The organism is Streptomyces sp. enrichment culture (genome assembly GCF_964272855.1).
GTDB lineage: Bacteria > Actinomycetota > Actinomycetes > Streptomycetales > Streptomycetaceae > Streptomyces.
The window spans coordinates 8,001,572-8,020,025 of record NZ_OZ186847.1 but is presented as its reverse complement, the minus strand read 5'-3'; the positions used below and the strand labels follow the sequence as shown (position 1 = coordinate 8,020,025).

Annotated in this window: 15 protein-coding genes and 2 pseudogenes; 6 read left to right on the top strand and 11 right to left on the bottom strand. The window is 73.3% G+C overall.

Features of this window, described 5'->3' with window-relative positions; genetic code table 11:
- The first annotated feature begins 47 nt into the window (after window positions 1-47).
- Complete coding sequence (locus tag ACSU6L_RS35755; protein ID WP_437063719.1) at window positions 48-1,142, top strand: chemotaxis protein; 1,095 nt, start codon at window positions 48-50, stop codon at window positions 1,140-1,142.
- A 75-nt stretch (window positions 1,143-1,217) separates the two neighbouring features.
- Window positions 1,218-2,243, top strand: coding sequence for a Gfo/Idh/MocA family protein (locus tag ACSU6L_RS35750; protein ID WP_437063717.1), 1,026 nt, complete (start codon window positions 1,218-1,220; stop codon window positions 2,241-2,243).
- A gap of 1 nt (window position 2,244) precedes the next feature.
- On the opposite strand, the gene ACSU6L_RS35745 is transcribed toward ACSU6L_RS35750, so the two are convergent.
- On the bottom strand, window positions 2,245-2,658 hold the full coding sequence (locus tag ACSU6L_RS35745) for an SsgA family sporulation/cell division regulator (RefSeq protein ID WP_437063715.1): 414 nt from the start codon (window positions 2,656-2,658) through the stop codon (window positions 2,245-2,247).
- A gap of 411 nt (window positions 2,659-3,069) precedes the next feature.
- On the opposite strand from ACSU6L_RS35745, the gene ACSU6L_RS35740 reads away from it, so the two are divergent.
- Complete coding sequence (locus ACSU6L_RS35740; protein ID WP_437063713.1) at window positions 3,070-4,506, top strand: PP2C family protein-serine/threonine phosphatase; 1,437 nt, start codon at window positions 3,070-3,072, stop codon at window positions 4,504-4,506.
- A 50-nt stretch (window positions 4,507-4,556) separates the two neighbouring features.
- Here ACSU6L_RS35740 and ACSU6L_RS35735 read toward each other — a convergent pair whose 3' ends face one another.
- On the bottom strand, window positions 4,557-6,059 hold the full coding sequence (locus tag ACSU6L_RS35735) for a DNA-binding protein NsdB (RefSeq protein ID WP_437063711.1): 1,503 nt from the start codon (window positions 6,057-6,059) through the stop codon (window positions 4,557-4,559).
- A gap of 243 nt (window positions 6,060-6,302) precedes the next feature.
- On the opposite strand from ACSU6L_RS35735, the gene ACSU6L_RS35730 reads away from it, so the two are divergent.
- Together ACSU6L_RS35730 and ACSU6L_RS35725 are read left to right on the top strand one after the other, a co-directional pair.
- Window positions 6,303-7,442 carry an aminoglycoside phosphotransferase family protein gene (locus ACSU6L_RS35730; RefSeq protein ID WP_437063709.1) on the top strand — a complete coding sequence of 380 codons (1,140 nt, stop codon included), beginning with the start codon at window positions 6,303-6,305 and terminating at the stop codon, window positions 7,440-7,442.
- Window positions 7,443-7,727: 285 nt separating this feature from the next.
- A complete protein-coding gene (locus tag ACSU6L_RS35725) occupies window positions 7,728-9,695 on the top strand; it encodes an N-acetylmuramoyl-L-alanine amidase (RefSeq protein WP_437063707.1) in 1,968 nt (655 codons plus the stop codon).
- Window positions 9,696-9,709: 14 nt separating this feature from the next.
- Here the strand turns inward: ACSU6L_RS35725 and ACSU6L_RS35720 are convergent, their stop codons facing one another.
- The 7 genes and pseudogenes from ACSU6L_RS35720 to ACSU6L_RS35690 form a co-directional block, all read right to left on the bottom strand.
- Window positions 9,710-10,207 (bottom strand): hypothetical protein, encoded by a 498-nt coding sequence (locus ACSU6L_RS35720; RefSeq protein WP_437063705.1) that lies wholly within the window; start codon window positions 10,205-10,207, stop codon window positions 9,710-9,712.
- 58 nt (window positions 10,208-10,265) lie between these two features.
- Window positions 10,266-10,871, bottom strand: a complete 606-nt coding sequence (locus tag ACSU6L_RS35715) for a CGNR zinc finger domain-containing protein (RefSeq protein ID WP_437063703.1) — start codon at window positions 10,869-10,871, stop codon at window positions 10,266-10,268.
- Window positions 10,872-10,905: 34 nt separating this feature from the next.
- Window positions 10,906-11,811, bottom strand: coding sequence for a universal stress protein (locus ACSU6L_RS35710; RefSeq protein ID WP_437063701.1), 906 nt, complete (start codon window positions 11,809-11,811; stop codon window positions 10,906-10,908).
- A gap of 149 nt (window positions 11,812-11,960) precedes the next feature.
- Window positions 11,961-12,203, bottom strand: a complete 243-nt coding sequence (locus ACSU6L_RS35705; protein ID WP_437063699.1) for a DUF397 domain-containing protein — start codon at window positions 12,201-12,203, stop codon at window positions 11,961-11,963.
- An 82-nt stretch (window positions 12,204-12,285) separates the two neighbouring features.
- Window positions 12,286-12,931: pseudogene (locus ACSU6L_RS35700) on the bottom strand (thiolase C-terminal domain-containing protein).
- A pseudogene (locus ACSU6L_RS35695) lies at window positions 12,928-13,417 on the bottom strand (hypothetical protein); the annotation flags it as partial. The pseudogenes ACSU6L_RS35695 and ACSU6L_RS35700, both read right to left, overlap by 4 nt.
- Window positions 13,306-14,172, bottom strand: coding sequence for an alpha/beta fold hydrolase (locus ACSU6L_RS35690; protein WP_437063697.1), 867 nt, complete (start codon window positions 14,170-14,172; stop codon window positions 13,306-13,308). The gene ACSU6L_RS35690 and the pseudogene ACSU6L_RS35695, both read right to left, overlap by 112 nt.
- A 172-nt stretch (window positions 14,173-14,344) precedes the next feature.
- Between ACSU6L_RS35690 and paaK the strand changes: the two genes are divergently transcribed.
- Window positions 14,345-15,640: a phenylacetate--CoA ligase PaaK gene (gene paaK, locus ACSU6L_RS35685; RefSeq protein WP_437063695.1), complete on the top strand. Its 1,296-nt coding sequence runs from the start codon at window positions 14,345-14,347 to the stop codon at window positions 15,638-15,640.
- 9 nt (window positions 15,641-15,649) lie between these two features.
- On the opposite strand, the gene ACSU6L_RS35680 is transcribed toward paaK, so the two are convergent.
- On the bottom strand, window positions 15,650-16,717 hold the full coding sequence (locus tag ACSU6L_RS35680; RefSeq protein ID WP_437063693.1) for an N-acetylmuramoyl-L-alanine amidase: 1,068 nt from the start codon (window positions 16,715-16,717) through the stop codon (window positions 15,650-15,652).
- A gap of 153 nt (window positions 16,718-16,870) precedes the next feature.
- Entirely contained in the window at window positions 16,871-18,370 is a 1,500-nt protein-coding gene (locus ACSU6L_RS35675; protein ID WP_437063691.1) for an acyl-CoA synthetase, read from the bottom strand.
- Between the last annotated feature and the right edge of the window lie 84 nt (window positions 18,371-18,454).

Here is an 18,454-nt window from a genome sequence, read left to right as displayed (position 1 = left end):
AATCCTCCCCGAATGCCCGAGATGCCGATCGGTCCTATGGTGCTGTCATGGAGCACGCACTCAGTCCCACGACCCTCGCCGAGCTGCGCCGCCCGCGCCCCTACCCCGCGGTGTCCGTGCTGACCCCGACGCACCGCCGCGAGCCGGAGAAGACCCAGGATCCGGTCCGGCTGCGCAATGTCGTCGCCGAGGCGAAACGGCAGCTGGAGCACGATCCCGCCATCCCCCGCGACCGGCGCGTCGACGTCGAGGCCCAGCTGGACCAGGCGCTCGCCGAGGTCGATCTGACGCACGCCGAGGACGGCTTGGTGATCTTCGCCGCGCCGGGTGAGCACCAGGTGTGGTCGGTGGCACGGAGCGTGCCCGAGCGCGTGGTGCTCTCGGACACCTTCCTGACCCGCAACCTGGTCTCCGCGCAGGCCGCCGAGCGGCCCTTCTGGGTGCTGTCGGTCGCGTCGGACCGCGTCACGCTGTGGAGCGGCGGCGCGGACCGGGTCGTGGAGGAACGTTCGGGCGGCTTCCCGCTGCTGCGCGCCAACCCCAACTTCGACCCCGAGCGTCAGGAGCGCCTCGGCGACATGCCGAGCACCTACCGCGACGAGGGCACCCGGCACTTCCTGCGGGAGGCCGACCGGGCGATGGGCGCGGTGCTGCGCGGCAGCCCCCGCCCGCTGTACGTGACCGGCGAACCCGCCGCGCTGTCCCTGCTCACCGATGTCGGCGAGGCCACCAAGGCCGCGGCGCAGGTGCCGCGCGCGGGCCTGGCGCACGCCGGCCCCAACGAGGTGTGGCAGGCACTGCGGCCGCTGATCCAGGCCGAGGAGGCACGCGGTGTGGACAGCGTGGCCGACGAGCTCGAAACGGCGCGCGGGCACAAGGAGTTCGTGGCCGGTGTCGACGAGGTCTGGCAGAACGCCATGCAGGCCCGCGTCCGGCTGCTCGCCGTCGAGGAGAACTACCGGGTGACCGTGCGCGACGACGGCGACCATCTGGTGCCGGCCGAGAGCGGCGACCTCGACGCCCGCGAGGACATCGTCGACGAGATCGTGGAGAAGTGCCTGGACACCGGCGCCGAGGTGCGTTTCGTCCCCGACGGCACGCTGGGCGAGGCGGGCGGCATCGCCGGGGTGCTGCGCTACTGACGGCCGCGCTGCCGACCGGGCCCGCGGCACGACCGTACGCTACGCCGGGAGAGTCGGCGACAAGGGAGTACGGGCGTGGGTGACCTGCTGGGCGTTGCGGTGCTGGGCGCGGGACACATGGGGGCCGATCACATACGGCGGCTCGACCAGGTGGTGAGCGGCGCCAGGGTCGCCGCGGTGGCGGACCCCGACTCCGACCGTGCGAAGGAGGCGGTGGCCGGGCTGGACGGGGCCGCGGCGCACACCGAGACCGAGGCGGCGCTCGACGCGCCCGGGGTGGACGCCGTACTGATCGCCTCGCCGGGCCCGGCGCACGAGGAGGCGCTGCGCGCGGCGTTCGCCCGCGGGCTGCCGGTGCTGTGCGAGAAGCCGATGGTGCCGGAGTCCGCGGGGGCGCTCCGGGTGGTCGAGGCGGAGGCGCGGCTCGGGCGGCGGCTGGCGCAGATCGGGTTCATGCGGCGCTACGACGCCGAGTACCGGCGGCTCAAGTCGGTGCTGGACGGCGGGCGGCTGGGGCGGCCGCTGATGCTGCACTGCGTGCACCGCAACGTCTCCTCCCCGCCGGACTTCACCAGCGCGATGCTGGTCGACAGCTCGGTGTCGCACGAGATCGACGCGGCCCGCTGGCTGCTGGGGCAGGAGCTGACGGCCGTGACCGTGCTGCGGCCGCGCGCCTCGGACCTCGCCCCGCAGGGGCTGCAGGACCCGCAGTTCGTGCTGTTCGAGACGGACGCGGGTGCCCTGGTGGACGTGGAGGTGTTCGTCAACTGCGGCTTCGGCTACCAGGTCCGCTGCGAGGCGGTCTGCGAGGCGGGCAGCGCGCGGATCGGCGAGGAGCACACCATGGTCGTCACATCCGGCGGGGAGGCGCGCGAGGAGGTGCCGCAGGACTATCTCGTGCGGTTCGCGGACGCCTACGACCGCGAGGTGCAGGCGTGGGTCGACGCGACCCGGCGGGGGCGGGTCACGGGGCCGAGCGCCTGGGACGGGTACATGGCGTCCGTGGTCGCCGAGGCGGGCGTGCGGTCGCTGGCGGGCGGCGGCCGGGTGACCGTGGAGCCGGCCTCGCGTCCGGCGCTGTACGACGGCTCCGGGGGCTGACTCACACCTCGTCGAACAGGCTGCTCAGTCCCCGCTCGACGGCCGCGCCCACGTCCTCCCGGCCGGGTGCCACCACGGCGTGGGTGCGCAGCAGGAAGCGGCGCAGGGCGGCCGTGTCGAACTTCAGCAGCGCGAGTCCGAACGGCGAGTGGAACTCCACGACCGTGTCCTCCTCGCCACACGGCCACAGCTGCACGTCGCCGCCGCCGGCGGGCCCGCACAGCCCTTCCTCGAGCAGGGCGCGGGCGAAGGTCCAGGTGACCGGCTCGCCGTCGAGGGCCGCCTGGGGCGGGAAGTCGAAGTACACCGCGAACGGGTCGTCGGCCCGGTACCGGAGGACGGCGGGCACGGGCTTGTCCCGCTCCTCCTCGGTGATCAGACAGGCGCGAGCGGACTGCCGGAGGGTGAGGTCCATGCGCGGTCTCCTTGCGGTGGGCGATCGGTCCGGTGTGCCAGTACGAGCACGCACCGGCCCCGCACATTCTGTGAGCTGCGTCACCCCTGAGAACGCCTACCGACGAGTAGACGACGGGAGCCCCGGAAGGGCCGCCGCACCCACTGGAACAAAGGCGCGTCGAACAGGAGAATGAGTGCGACAGGACAGGCCAGACGGTCCGTCAACTCGCGTACGAGTTCTACGACTTGCTTCACCGGCGACGTACGCCGCAGGTACGCCGCAACCACTCGGGGAAGACTGTGGCATATGCCAGAAGCACCACCGTATCGTGTGTTGCCGAATCCCTTACGGGGCGTCTCGGGCTGTGCAACAGTCATAGCGGTCCCACCGTCCCGCCTTGGCCGAACCGTCCCCTCATCGGAGTGCGTCATGCCGTCCCATCTCTCCGCGGACCGCCCAGCCGCCCAGCCACCAGGACGCGGTCAGGTCGACGCGCTCATCACGCAGACGCGGCGGCTCAAAGGGGATGTGGACGCCGTACGGCGGGACGCACAGGACGCACAGGACGCACAGGACGACGGTACGGACCCGCACGGCCGCTGGCAGCGTGCGCTCTACGACCTCGCGCTGCACCAGCTCAACGACCTCGACGAACACCTGGCCCAGCTGCGGGACGGCCCGCCGGCCCCGCCGGAGCCGCCCGCCCGCACGGCGCCCCGGGCGCGCGAGGGCGGCTCACTGCTCAGCCGCGTCGGCAGCGCCGAGTGGAACCTCCTGACCGACGAGGCCAGTTGGTCCGGCGAGCTGTACGAGATCCTGGGCCGGGACCGGTCCGCTCCCCCGCTCACCCTGGACGAACTGCCGTCCCTGGTGTTCGACGAGGACCGGCCCAAGCTGACCGCGATGGTCACGGACTGCCTCATCGACGCCAAACGCATCGACGGCGAGTTCCGGATCGTCCGCCCGGACGGCGAGGTCCGCACCGTGCACATGATGGGCGAGCCCGTGCTCGACGCCGACGGCGGCACCGCCTCGATGTGGGCCGTGCTGCGCGACGTCAGCGCGCTGCGCCGCAGCCAGCAGGCGGTGAGCGAGACCCGTGACTCGCTCCAGCGCCACCGGCACCACGCGCAGACCGAGCACCGGCTTGCGGTCGAGCTGCAGGAGGCCGTGCTGCCGCCGTGGCGGGGCACCCTGCGGCTCCCGCACCAGGGCCCGCAGACCCTCGACCTGGCGGGCCGCTACCTGCCCGCGACGGCGAGCCGGCTGGTCGGCGGCGACTGGTACGACGCGCTGGAACTCAGCGACGGCGAGACCCTGTTGAGCGCCGGCGGCCTCACCGGGCACGGCCCCGCGGTCACCTCGGGCATGGCGATGCTGCTCGGCGCGCTGCGCGGCATGGCGATGGCCGGGACCAGCCCGGGCCCGCTGCTGGCCGGACTCAACCAGCTGCTGGACGCCACCGTCCAGCCGGCCCTCGGCAGCGCCGTCTGCTGCCGCTACCGGCCGCGGACCCGCACGCTCGTGTGGGCGCAGGCAGGACACCCCGCCCCGCTGCTGTTCCGCGACGGGACGGGGCGCAGGCTGAACACGCCGGACGGCGTCCTGCTCGGCGCCACCTCGGGTGCCGCCTACGGCGAGGCCGAGGTGACCCTGCAGGTGGGCGACGTACTCCTGCTGCACACCGACGGACTGGTGCCCGCCGGCAAGGCAGCACCGGCCGTCGGCGACCGCTTCCTCGGCCTGGCCCCGCGGTTCGCGGCGGCGCGCGGCGCGCAGGACTGCGTGCGGACGGTCGTGGAGGAGTTCGGTGACACCGAGCGCGAGGACGACGCCTGTGTGCTCGTGGCCAGGGTGACCGGGTGAGCCGCGAACGCCCTGACTCCCCCTCTGCCTGACTCTGCCGATTCCCGGTGCTACGCCTGGGCGGTCGTGCCGCCGCCCAGCTTCCTGGCCTGCTCCTTGGGCAGCGCCAGCTTGATCTCCTCCCGCAACTGGTGGATCTTCGGGTAGGTGGCGTACTCGGCGGTGAGCCGGTACATCTGGCGCAGCCGGTCCCAGGTGCGGCGCGAGGAGTTCTGCCCCATCGACACCAGGGCGAGGCGCGCGAACCGGTCCGCCTGTTCGGGATCGTCGGCGATGAAGCAGGCGGAGGCCATGGACAGGAAGTCGAAGATCTTCGACCGCTCCTGGGCGTCGATGCGCAGGGCCAGCGCCTTGTCGGCGTAGTGCTGGGCGTGCGCGGCCGCACCCGGCTCGAACTCGGCGAGCGTGCGGTACGCCAGGGCCTGCATGCCGTACAGGTCCGCCTCGTTGAACAGCTGCATCCAGCTGGGCGGCGGCACGTCGCTCTTGTCGGAGACGAAGAGGTCCTCCGCCTGGCCGAGGGTGCGGCGCATCGCCTGGCCCTTGCCCATGGACGCCTGGGCCCAGGCCTCGATGGTGTGGAACATCGCCCTGGTGCGGGGCAGTACCTGCTCGCCGGAGCCGGACTGGGCGAGCTTCATCAGGTCCAGCGCGTCGTCGGGCCGGCCCAGGTGCACCATCTGGCGGGCCGCCCGGGAGAGCGCCTCGCCGGCCCGGGGCCGGTCGCCGCCCTCTCTCGCGGCATGGGCGGCGATCACGAAGTACTTCTGGGCCGTGGGCTCCAGGCCGACGTCGTGCGACATCCAGCCCGCGAGGACGGCGAGGTTGGCCGCGACGCCCCACAGGCGCCGCTGGAGGTGAGGTGGATGGTGGTAGGCGAGGATGCCGCCGACTTCGTTCAACTGGCCCACGACCGCCTTGCGCTGGAGCCCGCCGCCGCGGGCCGCGTCCCAGGCGCGGAACACCTCGACCGAGCGTTCCAGCTCCTCGATCTCCTGCGACCCGATGGGGGCGGCCTCGTAACGGTCGAACCCGGCGGGGTCGGCGTGCAGGGGGTCGTCGAAGTGCGGAGCGTCGGCCGCCAGGGCCGGGTCGGTGTGCAGCCAGTCGTGCATGGCGCTGCTGAGTGCGGATCCCGCGGCGAGCGCGGCGCCCGCGCCCACCAAGCCGCGTCGGTTGAGCATGAGGTCCATTCCCGTGAATTCGGTGAGGACCGCGGCGGTCCGCTCGGGCGCCCACGGCACTCCGTCGGGATGTTCCACATTCCCGCCGCCCTGCCGTTTCCCCGCACGCCCGTGCCGGACCAGACCGAGATCCTCAGTGGTCACGACGCGGCCGAGACGCTCGGTGAACAGAGCCGCCAGCACCCGCGGCACGGGATCGCGCGGGATCTCTCCCATGTCGATCCACCGCCGCACCCGCGAGGTGTCGGTCGCCAGCTGGGGGTGGCCCATGGCCGCCGCCTGCCGGTTGACCAGCCTCGCGAGCTCGCCCTTGGACCAGCCGGCCAGGCCGAACAGGTCCGCCAGGCGGGTGTTGGGTTGTCCGCTCACGTAAGCCCCCAGGTTCTCGGCTGACTTGACAGTAGCCCGGTGAGAGTTGCCGGGCGACTATTCGCCAGGGTTCGCCAGGGTCCGCCAGATGGTGTGCCACTGGTCATCGGGTGTCAGGTAGGAACGCGCCACCCCGACCCGGTCGCCAAGTGATCGAACCGGTGCATTCCCCAGGGTGTACCCGGGCGACCGGGACGGGCGGCGCGCTGACCTCGCAGGCACAGGAAGGGATCTGTCTCGCCCATGTACGCAGCATCGTCCTCCGTGTCCGCCCCGCCCCGGCCGCTGCACCCCCGCCCGGGCGGCGGCGGCCCCTACCTCGCCCCGGCGCGCCCGGCCTCCCCCGTGCTCGGTGCGGGCACGGCGCGGCGCGCCGGGGGGATCGGCACCCAACCGCTCAGCGGGAGACTCGACTTGTCCGGCCCTCAGGGCGCCCAGCTGCGCACGGCGATCGCGTCGGTGCACCGGATCTGTCCGGAGTTCGCGCCGGTGCAGGTGCTCCGCCGCAGCGGGCGGTCCGTGCTCCTGGTCGGGACGACCGGTCGCAGCACGGCCGTCGCCAAGTGTTTACTGGACCACTCGCCGGTGTGGGCCGAGCAGTTCCGGCACGAAATAGCTGCATACCGCTCGTTCGTCCGGCACCGCCCTCCGGTGCGGGTGCCGAGGCTGATCGCGGCGGATCCGGACAACTGCACCCTGGTGATCGAGCGGATGCCGGGGCGGGCGGCGGCACTGCAGCGGCACCCGGTCGAGGCGCCGCCGCGGGCGGACATCAGGGCGGCGCTCGGCGCGATCTGCCGACTGAACGCCTGGCGGCCGCCGGCGGGCACCTTCGACGCGCCGCTGGACTACGCGGCCCGCATCAACCGGTACCACGAGCTGGGCCTGCTGACCGACCGTGACCTGGGCGATCTGCAGAAGCTGCTGCACGGCATCGCGATGGCGGCCGGGCGGCAGGGCATGGGCCAGTTCTGCCACGGGGACGCGCTGCTGTCGAACATCCTGGTCTCGCCGGCCGGTCCGGTGCTGGTGGACTGGGAGCACGCGGGCTGGTACCTGCCGGGCTACGACCTGGCCACCCTGTGGTCGGTGCTCGGCGACGCCCCGGCGGCGCGGCGGCAGATCAGCCAGATCGCGCAGTCCGCGGGACCGGCCTCGCGCGATGCCTTCCTGGTGAATCTGATGCTGGTGCTCACCCGGGAGATCCGTACCTACGAGACGGCCGTGCAGCGTTCGATGCACGACACGACCCCGGCGGCACCGGGTATGACCCACCCAAGTGCTGCGCCGTCCGGCGAGGAACAGCGGCTGCTTCTGCGGCGGCTGCACGACGACTGCCACATGGCCCGCCGGGCCGTGCGCGCGGCGGTCGGCACTCGCTGACGGGGATGGCGGTCCGCGGTGCGCCGACGACGGCGGCGCACCGCGGACCTTCCATGTCTCCTCCCTTCGCTCCCCACTTTTCTCTCTCCTCTCTTCCCCTCATTGGTGTACGCCACTGACGCCCCGCAGGCCCCGCAGCCGCCGCCACGAAACTCCGGGAAGCCCGCGCTGACGTGGGAAATCGCAGTCCCTCCCGCATGATTGACGGATCGTCGGAGAGCCGGTACCACTGTCACGCCCGGCCCCGCACGGCTCATCGCATCCGATCCGTCCCAGGAGGCTGCCTTGCCCGTCACCGATTCCAGTAGAGCCGTCGGGCCGAGACGCGGACGGCGTGTCGCCGGTGCCGTGGCCGGCGCGGCGCTGTTGCTGCCGCTGCTGGGTGCCGCCCCGCCCGAAGCGGCTGCCCCGGCCGGTCTGCAGCAGGCGTTCGCGGCGGCGGCCGCCGAGTACGACGTGCCGCAGAGCGTGCTGCTCGGCGTCTCCTATCTCCAGTCCCGCTGGGACACCCATGCGGGCGCGCCGAGTGTGACCGGCGGTTACGGCCCGATGCACCTCACCGACGCGCGCACGGCCCTGGCGACGGCGCCCCCGCATCACAGCGAGGGCACGGAGGACCCGCGCGGCGACGACTCCCGCGCACCGCTGATCCCGACGGCGCAGGCGACGGAGTCCGCGCAGCTCCCGGCCCGCCTCACGACGCTGCCGAAGGCGGCCGCGCTGACCGGCCTGGCGCCCGAGCGGCTGCGCACCGACCCGGCCGCCAACATCGCGGGCGGCGCGGCGCTGCTCGCCGCCGCGCAGCGGGAGCTGGACGCCCCGGCGAGCGACGACCCGGCGGACTGGTACGGCGCGGTGGCCCGCTTCTCGGGCGCGGACGACAGCGCGACGGCCGCCGCGTACGCGAACGACGTGTACGACGTGCTGCGGACCGGCGGCGAGCGGTTCACGGACTCCGGACAGCGGGTCGCCCTGACCGCACAGCCGGACCTCGTCCCGGACACCGGCCGGCTGCGGCAGGCGGGGCTGCGGACCGTGGACGCCGAGGGCACCGAGTGCCCGACGACGGTGTCCTGCGAGTGGATCCCGGCGCCGTACGAGGAGTTCGGGGGCAACGACTACGGCAACCACGACCTCGCCGACCGGCCGCGTTCGCAGGACATCGACTACATCGTCGTCCATGACACGGAGGGTCGCTGGGAGGGCGTCCTGGAGATGGTGCAGGACCCCACCTATGTGTCCTGGCACTACAGCCTGCGCTCCACCGACGGTCACATCGCCCAGCACGTGAAGGCGAAGGACGTGGCCTGGCACGCGGGCAACTGGTTCGTCAACGCGAAGTCGATCGGCCTGGAGCATGAAGGTTTCCTCGCCTCGCCGGACGCCTGGTACACGGAGGCGATGTACCGCTCGTCGGCGCGGCTGGTGAAGTACCTGGCGAAGAAGTACGACGTCCCGCTGGACCGGCAGCACATCCTGGGCCACGACACCGTGCCGGGCCCGACCACGTCGACCGTGCCGGGCATGCACACCGACCCGGGCCCGTACTGGGACTGGCAGCACTACTTCACCCTGCTCGGCCGCCCCTTCGAGCCGGCGGCGGGCCCGGGCTCCGGGGTCGTGACCATCCGCCCGGACTACGCCGGGAACCGTCCGGAGTTCACCGGCTGCACCGCCCCGGGCGAGCCGTGCCCGGTGCACGGCTCCAGCGCGGTCCGGCTGTACTCCGGTCCCGGTGAGGACTACCCGCTGGTCAAGGACATCGGCACGCATCCGGGCAGCGGCGACTCGACGACCGGCGTCAACGATCTCGGCTCACGTGTCTCCACCGGCCAGCAGTACGCGGTGGCCGGCCGTGACGGCGACTGGACGGCGATCTGGTACCTCGGCCAGAAGGCGTGGTTCAAGAACCCGAAGAAGAGCCCGGCCGCGGTCCCGGCCAAGGGGGTCGTCGTGACTCCGAAGAAGGGTCTGACGAGCATCCCCGTGTACGGCCGCGCCTACCCCGAGGCCGCCGCCTATCCGGCCGGCGTGCCCGCGCAGCCGGTGTCGCCGCTGCCGTACCGGCTGCCGGAGGGACAGAAGTACGTCGCCGGGGACCGGCTGCCCGGCCAGTACTACTACGCGGTCACCTTCGACACCGCCTCGCACCGGGTCGTGACCGGCCAGGACCTCTACTACGAGATCCAGTACGGGCACCGGGTGGCGTTCGTCCGCGCGGCCGACGTCGACGTGGTGCCGTCGGCCGGTTAGGACCGCGGGGGGCCTCAGCCCTGCTGGAACAGTTCCGCCGGGAGCGGCTTCAGCAGGGCGTACAGGTCGTCGGTGATGGGGCGGTCCCAGGCCGCGATGGTGACCAGGACGTCGTCGCTGCGGTCGAACTGGACGCAGGAGATCCGGCTCTCGGAGAGCTTGATGCGGCGCACGATCAGCAGGTTGTCGCCCTGCATCACCGGCACGTCCTCGGTGCCGACGACGGTCACCTCCTCGTCGTTCTCCAGCGCCAGCAGCAGCTGGGCCACCTCGAAGGGGACCTGGCCCTCGGCGACCTCGCGGGCCGGGGAGCCCTCGGGGAGGTTGCCGATGATCATCGCGGGGCCGCGGCCGCCGAACAGGTCGTAACGGAGGAAGACGCCCTGGCAGCTGCCGTCGGGGGCGGGCAGCAGGCCCGCGCCCAGGTTGCCGGGCCAGTCGCCCGGGTCCATGGCCAGTACGTCGAAGTCGGGCCCGGCGGGAGTGGCGCTGCGGCGGCGGAGGAACGACATGTCGCCATGGTACGTGCCCCGGGGGCGTCGGCGCCGGGCGGGAGGCGTCGTGCGAGCCCTACGCCGTCCCGCGGTGCCGTTCGTGGTGGCGGGCGACGCGGGCGCGGTTGCCGCAGGACGGTCTGCACCACTCCTGGCGGGGATGCTCCTTGAGGAAGTACCGCACGCAGCGGGGCGCGTGGCAGGCCCGCAGCCGGTGCCGCTCGGGGCTCGCGAGGAAGGCGATCGCGGCCTGCGCGAGGACGGCGGTCAGCGGCCCCGCGCCGTCCGTGGCCCGCCGTCCGGCGACCGGCTCGGCACCCTCCGGCCAGTCCAGCCGGGGCACGGTGGGCATGCGGGCGGCCGCGGCGTTGAGACGGGCCAGGGCTTCGGGCACCGGCAGCGGACGGGCCGCGTCGGCGGGGCTCGGCTCGGCGGGCCGTACGGCGCGGGCGAAGAGGGTGCGGACGGCGGCCCGCAGCTCACGGACGGCGGTGAGGGCGGCGGCGTCGGCGGTGAACCCGGCGGGGTCCGGGACGGTCGCGGGGTGCGCGTGGACCCAGGCGGTGAGTCCGGCGGGCTCGGTCAGGTCGTCGGCGACCCCGCCGTCGCCGTCGTGGCGGATGGTGAGGGCGAGGTCGAGAGCGAGCCGGGCTTCCGGGCTGATCGGGTCCTGCGTGGGCATGCGCTAATGATACGAGCGCACGTTTCCATTAGGTTCACCGCTCCGGCGGTGCGGGCGGGACCACCGCGACGGGGCTCGCCGCGTGCAGCAGGACGGCGTGCGTGACCGAGCCGATCATCCGGGCCGGGGCGAGGAAGCGGCGGCGGTGGCGGCCCACCACGGTCAGCTCGGCGCCCCGGGCGGCGTCGACGAGCCGGCCGGCCGCGTCTCCCGCGGCGATCGACGGTTCCGCCCGGACCTCGGGGTGGCGTGCGCGGTGCGGTTCCAGGAGGCCTTCCGCGAGGACGCGGACCTCGTGTTCGACGGCGTTCTGGTCGATCCCGGGGGGCGCCAGCCCGCCCGGCGCCTCCGCCCACAGATGCACCGGCCACGGATAGGCGGCGACCACCTGGAGACGGGCGCCGCGCGCGGCGGCCTCGGCGAAGGCGAAGCCGAGCACGGCGTCGTCGGGGCTGTCCACGTCGAGGCCGACGACCACCCGCGGTCCGGGCGGAGCCGCCGGGCCCCCCTCCCGCTCCCGTCCGGGGCGGGGCACCACGACGACCGGGCAGTCGGCGTCGCGTGCGGTGGACAGTCCGGTGGAGCCGAGCAGCAGGCTGGCGAAGCCGCCCCGGCCGCGCGAGCCGAGCACCAGCAGCTGGGCCTCGGCTCCAAGTTCGGGCAGCGCCGCGCCGGGCGCGCCCTCCGTGGCCACGTACTCCACGTCGGCGGAGACGGCGCGCTCGGTGACGTGGAGGCGTGCCTGGTCGAGCACCGGGTCCTCCGCGGCGAGCGGGGGCACCGGCACCGGGACGCCGGCCGGTGCCCAGGCCGCGTACTGCCGCACGTGGACCACGCGCAGCGGCGCCCGGCGCCTGCGGGCGGCGTCGAGGGCCCAGTCCAGGGCGCGCAGGCTGTCGTCGGAACCGTCGAACGCCGCGATGACCGGCAGGGTACTCATGGGGTCCTCACCTCCGGAATGCGATGCACCGCTTCCCGGGGCCAGCCTGACTCAGGCGGCGGCCGCGGGACGCCGTACGGCATCGCGTGTCCGGAAAAACGGGCGGTAACCCCCCGGATCGGCTGCCCGGCCCGCCGTGCAGCGCCCCGTCAGGTCAGGTCGAACTCCCCCTCGCGGGCCCCCGACACGAACGCTCCCCACTCGGCGGGCGTGAAGATCAGGGACGGGCTCTCCGGGCGGCCGCTGTTGCGCATGGCGATGAACCCCTCGACAAAGGCGATCTGGACATCCCCCAGTCCTCGGCTGCTGGACTGCCACTGAGCCTGGCTCAGGTCCAGCTCAGGCTTGTCCCAGCCGGTGAGCGGCTTCTGCTGGGTGGTGCTCTCGGCCACGTCCGTGCTCCTCCCGATTCGTCGTCCGCGGCCAGCCTAGCGACCGGTTCCCATGGCCGACAGGCCACGTGTGGGGGACCTTTCAGGAGTCGGGTGGCCGGTCTCCGACGAGCCACATGGCGAAGAACTGCGAGCCGCCGCCGTAGGCGTGGCGAAAACCCGGCGGGCGCCGTCCACCTGGTGCTCCCCGGCCTGGCCGCGCACCTGGAGCGCGGCCTCGGCGAACCGGATCATGCCGGAGGCGCCGATGGGGTTGGCGGACAGCACTCCGCCGGACATGTCGACGGGCAGGTCGCCGTCGAGTTCGGTCACCTCGGACTCGGTGAGCTTCCAGCCCTCGCCCTCGGCGGCGAAGCCCAGGTTCTCCAGCCACATCGGCTCGTACGAAGGCGAGGGTGAGGACCGTGCGGTGGACGCGGGAGAGGCGACGAGGCTCGCCGCGACGAGGGCGGTGGAGCCGCCGACGGAGCCGGCTGTGTGCACGCGCAGGAGGGGTTTGCCGACGGCGCCGAGCGCGTCGGCGATAGAGCTCCGGCATCATGACGCCCTCGAAGAAGTCCGGCGCCTTGCCGATGACGACGGCGTCCACGTTCCGCCCAGCCCGACGCGCCGTCGGCGAGGGCGCGTCGTGCGGCCTCGCGGACGAGTCCGGCGATCGAGACGTCCCGGCGGGCCGCCACGTGCCTGGTCTGGCCGATCCCGACGACGGCCACCGGTTCCTTGCTCATCGTGGATCCCCTCCGGGTACGGCGACCAGGTTCTGCTGCAGGCAGGGTCCGGAGGTGGCGTGGGCGAGGGCGCGGCCGGAGGCGCCGCGATGGATCCGGGCGGCCGCCTCCCCGACGCGGATCAGCCCGGCGGCCATCATGGGTGGGCGGCGAGGGCGCCGCCGGAGGGGTTCACGCACACGGTGTCGTCGAGCCGCAGCGCCTTGCGCAGGACGATCTCCTGGGCGGTGAACGGTGCAGCGGCGCGAGGGCGCGCCGGGGCTGACCCTGGAGGACGTACAGGCCCGCTGCCGGTCCTGGCTCGCCGGGTACAAGATCCCCCGTCTGGTGGTGCTCACGGACGCCGTCCGCCGCTCGCCGAGCGGCAAGGCGGACTACCGGTGGGCGCGGGCGGCGGCGGCATCGGGGGCCGACAGGAACGCGTCGACCCGGTCCGCGAACCACTCCGGGTCGTCCAGCCACGGATAGTGCCCGGCGCCCGGCTGCACCACGCACTCCGCGTGCGGGAAGACGGCGCCGGCGCGGTGGGCGAGGGCGGGGCGGGGGCCGCCGTCGAGTTCGCCGGCGAGGACGAGCACGGGCGCGGTCAGCCGGGCGAGGGCCGCGCGGGTCGCGGGCGGGTCGTAGGCGCCCTCGGAGTGGTACCGGTCGGCGGCCTCCTCGTTGGTCTCCGTCTCGTCGCGCGCGGCGTGCGCGGCGGCCGTCGCGTCCCAGCGGCCGTAGAAGAACGGCACGACGGCGGGGTCGTGGTCGCGCTCGCCCGCCAGCCAGCCGGCGAACGCTGGGAACGCATCCGCGAACCAGGGCTCGTCCGCGCGCAGGCGTGCCGCCGCGAGCCGGTCCTCGGGTGTCGCGGGCATGCCGAGGGCCCAGGGCGTGGCGGTGATCAGGGCGAGCCGCGCCACCCGTTCGGGGTATCGGGCGGCGTACAGCATGGCCAGGCTGCCGCCGGCCGAGTGCCCGAGCAGATCGACGCGGTCGGCTCCCAGTTCGCGCCGCAGTGCCTCGACGTCGTCGACCAGCCGGTCGCAGCGGTACGACGTCGGGTCGGCGGGTGCCTCGGACGCCCCGGTCCCCCGCAGGTCGAGCAGGACCAGCCGTCGGCGGCGGTCGAGGCCGCCCAGGTCGCCGAGGTAGGCGGAGGCGCGCATGGGCCCGCCGGGGAGGACGACGAGGGGGGCGCCTTCGCCGCGCAGGTGGTAGGCGAGGCGGGTGCCGTCGGGGGCACTGAAGGTCGGCATGACGCCGATCATGGAACGGGCCGGTCACGGGCCGCAAGGGAATTGGCGGAGTGCCAGAAAGTGCGGGCCGACCCCTTGCGGTCGTCCCGTCGGAGCTGGATTACTGATCTCCGAGGAATCGACCGAATGATCGGTCGCCCGGATTGATGCGGTTGGCGAGGGAGTAGTCCGCATGGCGGAAGCGACGGAGTGGCTGGACGCGGGGGAACGGCTCGATCCGGAGGCGCTGCGGGCGCTCCAGCTCGAACGGCTGCGCGCCTCGCTGCGGCACGCGTACGCCAACGTGCCGTTCTACCGGGAGGCCTTCGACAAGGCCGGGGTGCACCCGGACGACTGCCGCTCGCTCGGCGACCTGGCCCGCTTCCCGTTCACCACCAAGGCGGACCTGCGGGAGAACTACCCGTACGGGATGTTCGCCGTGCCGCAGGACCGCGTCCGGCGCATCCACGCGTCGAGCGGGACCACCGGACGGCCCACCGTCGTCGGATACACCGAGCACGACCTGTCGATGTGGTCCGACATGGTGGCGAGGTCCCTGCGCGCGGCGGGCGCCAGACCCGGCGACCGCGTCCATGTGGCCTACGGGTACGGGCTGTTCACCGGCGGGCTCGGCGCCCACTACGGCGCCGAACGGCTCGGCTGTACGGTCATCCCCGCGTCCGGCGGGATGACCGCCCGTCAGGTGCGTCTGATCCAGGATCTCAGGCCCGGCGTGATCATGGTGACGCCGTCGTACATGCTCACGCTGCTGGACGAGTTCGAACGGCAGGGCGTCGACCCGCGCGCCACCTCGCTGCGCGTCGGTGTGTTCGGTGCCGAGCCGTGGACCGAGCGGATGCGCCGGGAGATCGAGGAGCGGTTCGCGATCGACGCGGTCGACATATACGGCCTGTCGGAGGTGGTCGGGCCGGGAGTCGCCCAGGAGTGCGTGGAGACCAAGGACGGCCTGCACATCTGGGAGGACCACTTCTACCCGGAGGTCGTGGACCCGGTCACCGGCGAGGTGCTGCCGGACGGCGAGGAGGGGGAGCTGGTCTTCACCTCGCTCACCAAGGAGGCGATGCCGGTCGTGCGGTACCGCACGCGGGATCTGACCACGCTGCTGCCGGGCACCGCCCGGGTGTTCCGGCGGATGCGGAAGGTCACCGGACGCAGCGACGACATGGTGATCCTGCGCGGGGTGAACCTCTTCCCCACCCAGATCGAGGAGATCGTGCTGCGCACCCCGGGCGTGGCCCCGCACTTCCAGCTGCGGCTCACCCGCGAGGGCCGCCTTGACGCCCTCGCGGTGCTGGCCGAGGCCCGGCCCGACGCGGGCCCCGAGGTGCGGGCGGCCGCCGCCCGGTCGATCGCGGCGGCCGTGAAGGACGGGATCGGGGTGTCGGTCACGGTGGAGATCGTCGACCCGGAGTCGCTGGAGCGGTCGGTGGGGAAGATCCGCCGGATCGTGGACCTGCGTCCGCGCTGACGTGCTCGGTCAGTCGCTCTCCTTCCAGACGAGCGCGGTCAGTACGGCCGTCGAGACCGTGACCGGGGTGTCCTGGGCGTTGAGCAGCCGCACGCGCATCCCGCGCCCGGCGCCGATGCGCTTCACCAGGGGCAGCACACCGAAGGCGTCGCCGCCGGTGCCGACGAGTTCGTGCACCGGATGGTCCTGCACCAGTGCGTCGCCCGCGTACTCCGACATGCGGGCCTGCACGGTCTGACCGGGCCTCAGGCCGGCGACGCGCAGGCTCAGGGTGCCGGAGAAACGGCACGCGCCGCGCGCCCACACGCTGCCGTCGGTGGCGTGGTCGCCGGTCTCGTCGGTCCACTCGCGGGAGAACTCGATCGAGTCCCAGCCGCCGGGGTCGAGGCGGTAGGCCCGGCCGATGCCGAGGTTGACGTACTGCGGCATGGGGTCGTCCTCTCCTTCCCACTGTCCCGCCGGGAGTGCCAGGCAGGCCGCCAGGTCACGGCGGAAGTCCTTCATGTCGAAACCGCGGGGGTCCGGCTTCCAGTCGGACCACTCCAGGTGGCCGATCGCGCTCTTCGCGCTCCAGCCGTGGGCGCGGCAGACCGCGGCGGTGGCCTTGACGATGGCCACGTACTGGACGCGCGGCCACGGGTCGGTGCCGTCGCCCTTGTTGGCGCACTCCCAGCCGTAGAACCGGGCGTTGCCGTCGATGGCTCCGGAGGAGCCCTGGTGTTCGTGTGTCGGGGGCGGGTAGTCGCCGTACGACTCGTTGACGACCGCGTCGAGGACGTCCGGGTCGCCGCCGCCCGCGTGGTTGGCGCGGCCGTTGGCGGTGAGGTGGACCCTGCCGTCCTTGGTGATGCAGCCCGTGGCGAGCGGGCCGGGGAGGGTGGAGTGTCCGTCGTAGATCAGGTCGACGACGTCGACGGCGGGGCCGGTCGCGGTGTGATGGACCATCACACCGTGCACGGGCCCCCAGGCGCCCGCGTGGTTGCGGTTGTGGGTGCGCCAGGAGCGGACCTCCCGGACGGCGCAGCCCTCGGCGCGCAGCGCGGCCAGCAGCCGGTCGGCGGCGAGCGGCGCCGCCATCACACTGGCTCCGGTGGCCGGTACGGGACGGTTCTGCCAGGGGTGGGGACCATGGTCAGCCTCCGATCAGTGCTGGGCGGGCCACGCACAGAAGCGCTGATGGTGCGATACCCATGAGGCGGCATGGCGTACAGGCTGTTTTCGGTCAGGGTCTCACTCGCCGCCGAAGCGGTCCCGCAGTTCGCGCTTGAGGATCTTGCCGCTGGCGTTGCGGGGCAGGGTGTCGACGAAGACGATCCGTTTCGGCGCCTTGAAGGACGTCAGCCGTTCGCGGGCGTGGGTGATCAGCTCCGCCTCGGTGACCTCGTCGCGCCGGACGACGAAAGCGGTGATCGCCTCGATCCACTTGTCGTCCGGCAGGCCGACGACGGCGGCCTCGGCGACCCCCTCGTGGGCGTAGAGGGCGTCCTCGACCTGGCGTGAGGCGACCAGGACGCCACCGGAGTTGATGACGTCCTTGACCCGGTCGACGATGGTGAAGTAGCCGTCCGCGTCGCGAACCGCGAGGTCCCCGGAGTGGAACCAGCCGTCGCGGAAGGCGTCGGCGGTCTCCTCGGGCTTCTCCCAGTAGCCCTCGCACAGCTGCGGGGAGCGGTAGACGATCTCACCGGGCCTGCCGTCGGGCACGTCCTTGCCGTCCTCGTCGACCACGCGCGCGTCGACGAAGAGCACCGGCCGGCCGCAGGAGTCCAGGCGTCCCTCGTGTTCGTCGGGGCCGAGCACGGTGGCCAGGGGGCCGATCTCGCTCTGTCCGAAGCAGTTGTAGAAGGCGAGCCCGGGCAGCCGGGCGCGCAGGCGTTCCAGTACGGGCACCGGCATGATCGACGCCCCGTAGTACGCCTTGCGCAGGCCGCTCAGGTCGCGCGTGGCGAAGTCGGGGCGGCTAGCGAGGCCGATCCACACGGTGGGCGGGGCGAACAGGCTGTCCACGCGGCCGGCCTCGACCAGGTCGAAGAGCCGGTCGCCGTCGGGCGCGTCGAGGACGATGTTCGTCGCGCCGACCGCCAGGTACGGCAGCAGGAACACGTGCATCTGCGCGGAGTGGTACAGCGGCAGCGCGTGCGCCGGCCGGTCCCCGGCGCTCAGGTCGAGGGCGGTGATGGCGCTCAGGTACTCGTGCACCAGCGCCCGGTGGGTCATCATCGCGCCCTTCGGGAGCGCGGTGGTGCCCGAGGTGTAGAGCAGCTGCACCAGGTCCTCACCGGCCGCCTCGGGGCCGTCGTACGGCGCTGTCGTGGTCAGCAGGTCGAGCAGTGAGCCGTCGGCGTCCCGCAGCGGCAGCGCGGGGGTGCCGGCGGGCAGCCGCTGCGCGAGGTCGGGGTCGGTGAGGACCAGGGAGCTGCCGGACTGGCGGACGAGGTACGCGAGGTCGTCGCCGGTGAGGTTCTGGTTGACGGGCACGTGCACCAGGCCGGCGCGGGCGCAGGCGAGGAAGCCGATGAGGTAGGCGTCGGAGTTGTGGCCGTAGGCGCCGACGCGGTCGCCGGGGGCGAGGCCGCGGTCGAGCAGCGCGCTCGCGGCGCGGGAGACGGCGTCGTCCAGCTCCTCGTAGGTCCAGCGCCGATCGCGGTACTCGACCGCGACGCGTGCCGGGGTGCGGCGGGCGCTGCGCCGCAGCACCCCGTCGACCGTGCTGCCGTGTCCGGGGGTCATGGCTCCCGATCCTCGGTCCGCGGGAGGCGCCGGTCAAGACGCCTCACCACACCGGTGCACCAAACACATACCCGTTGGTACGCT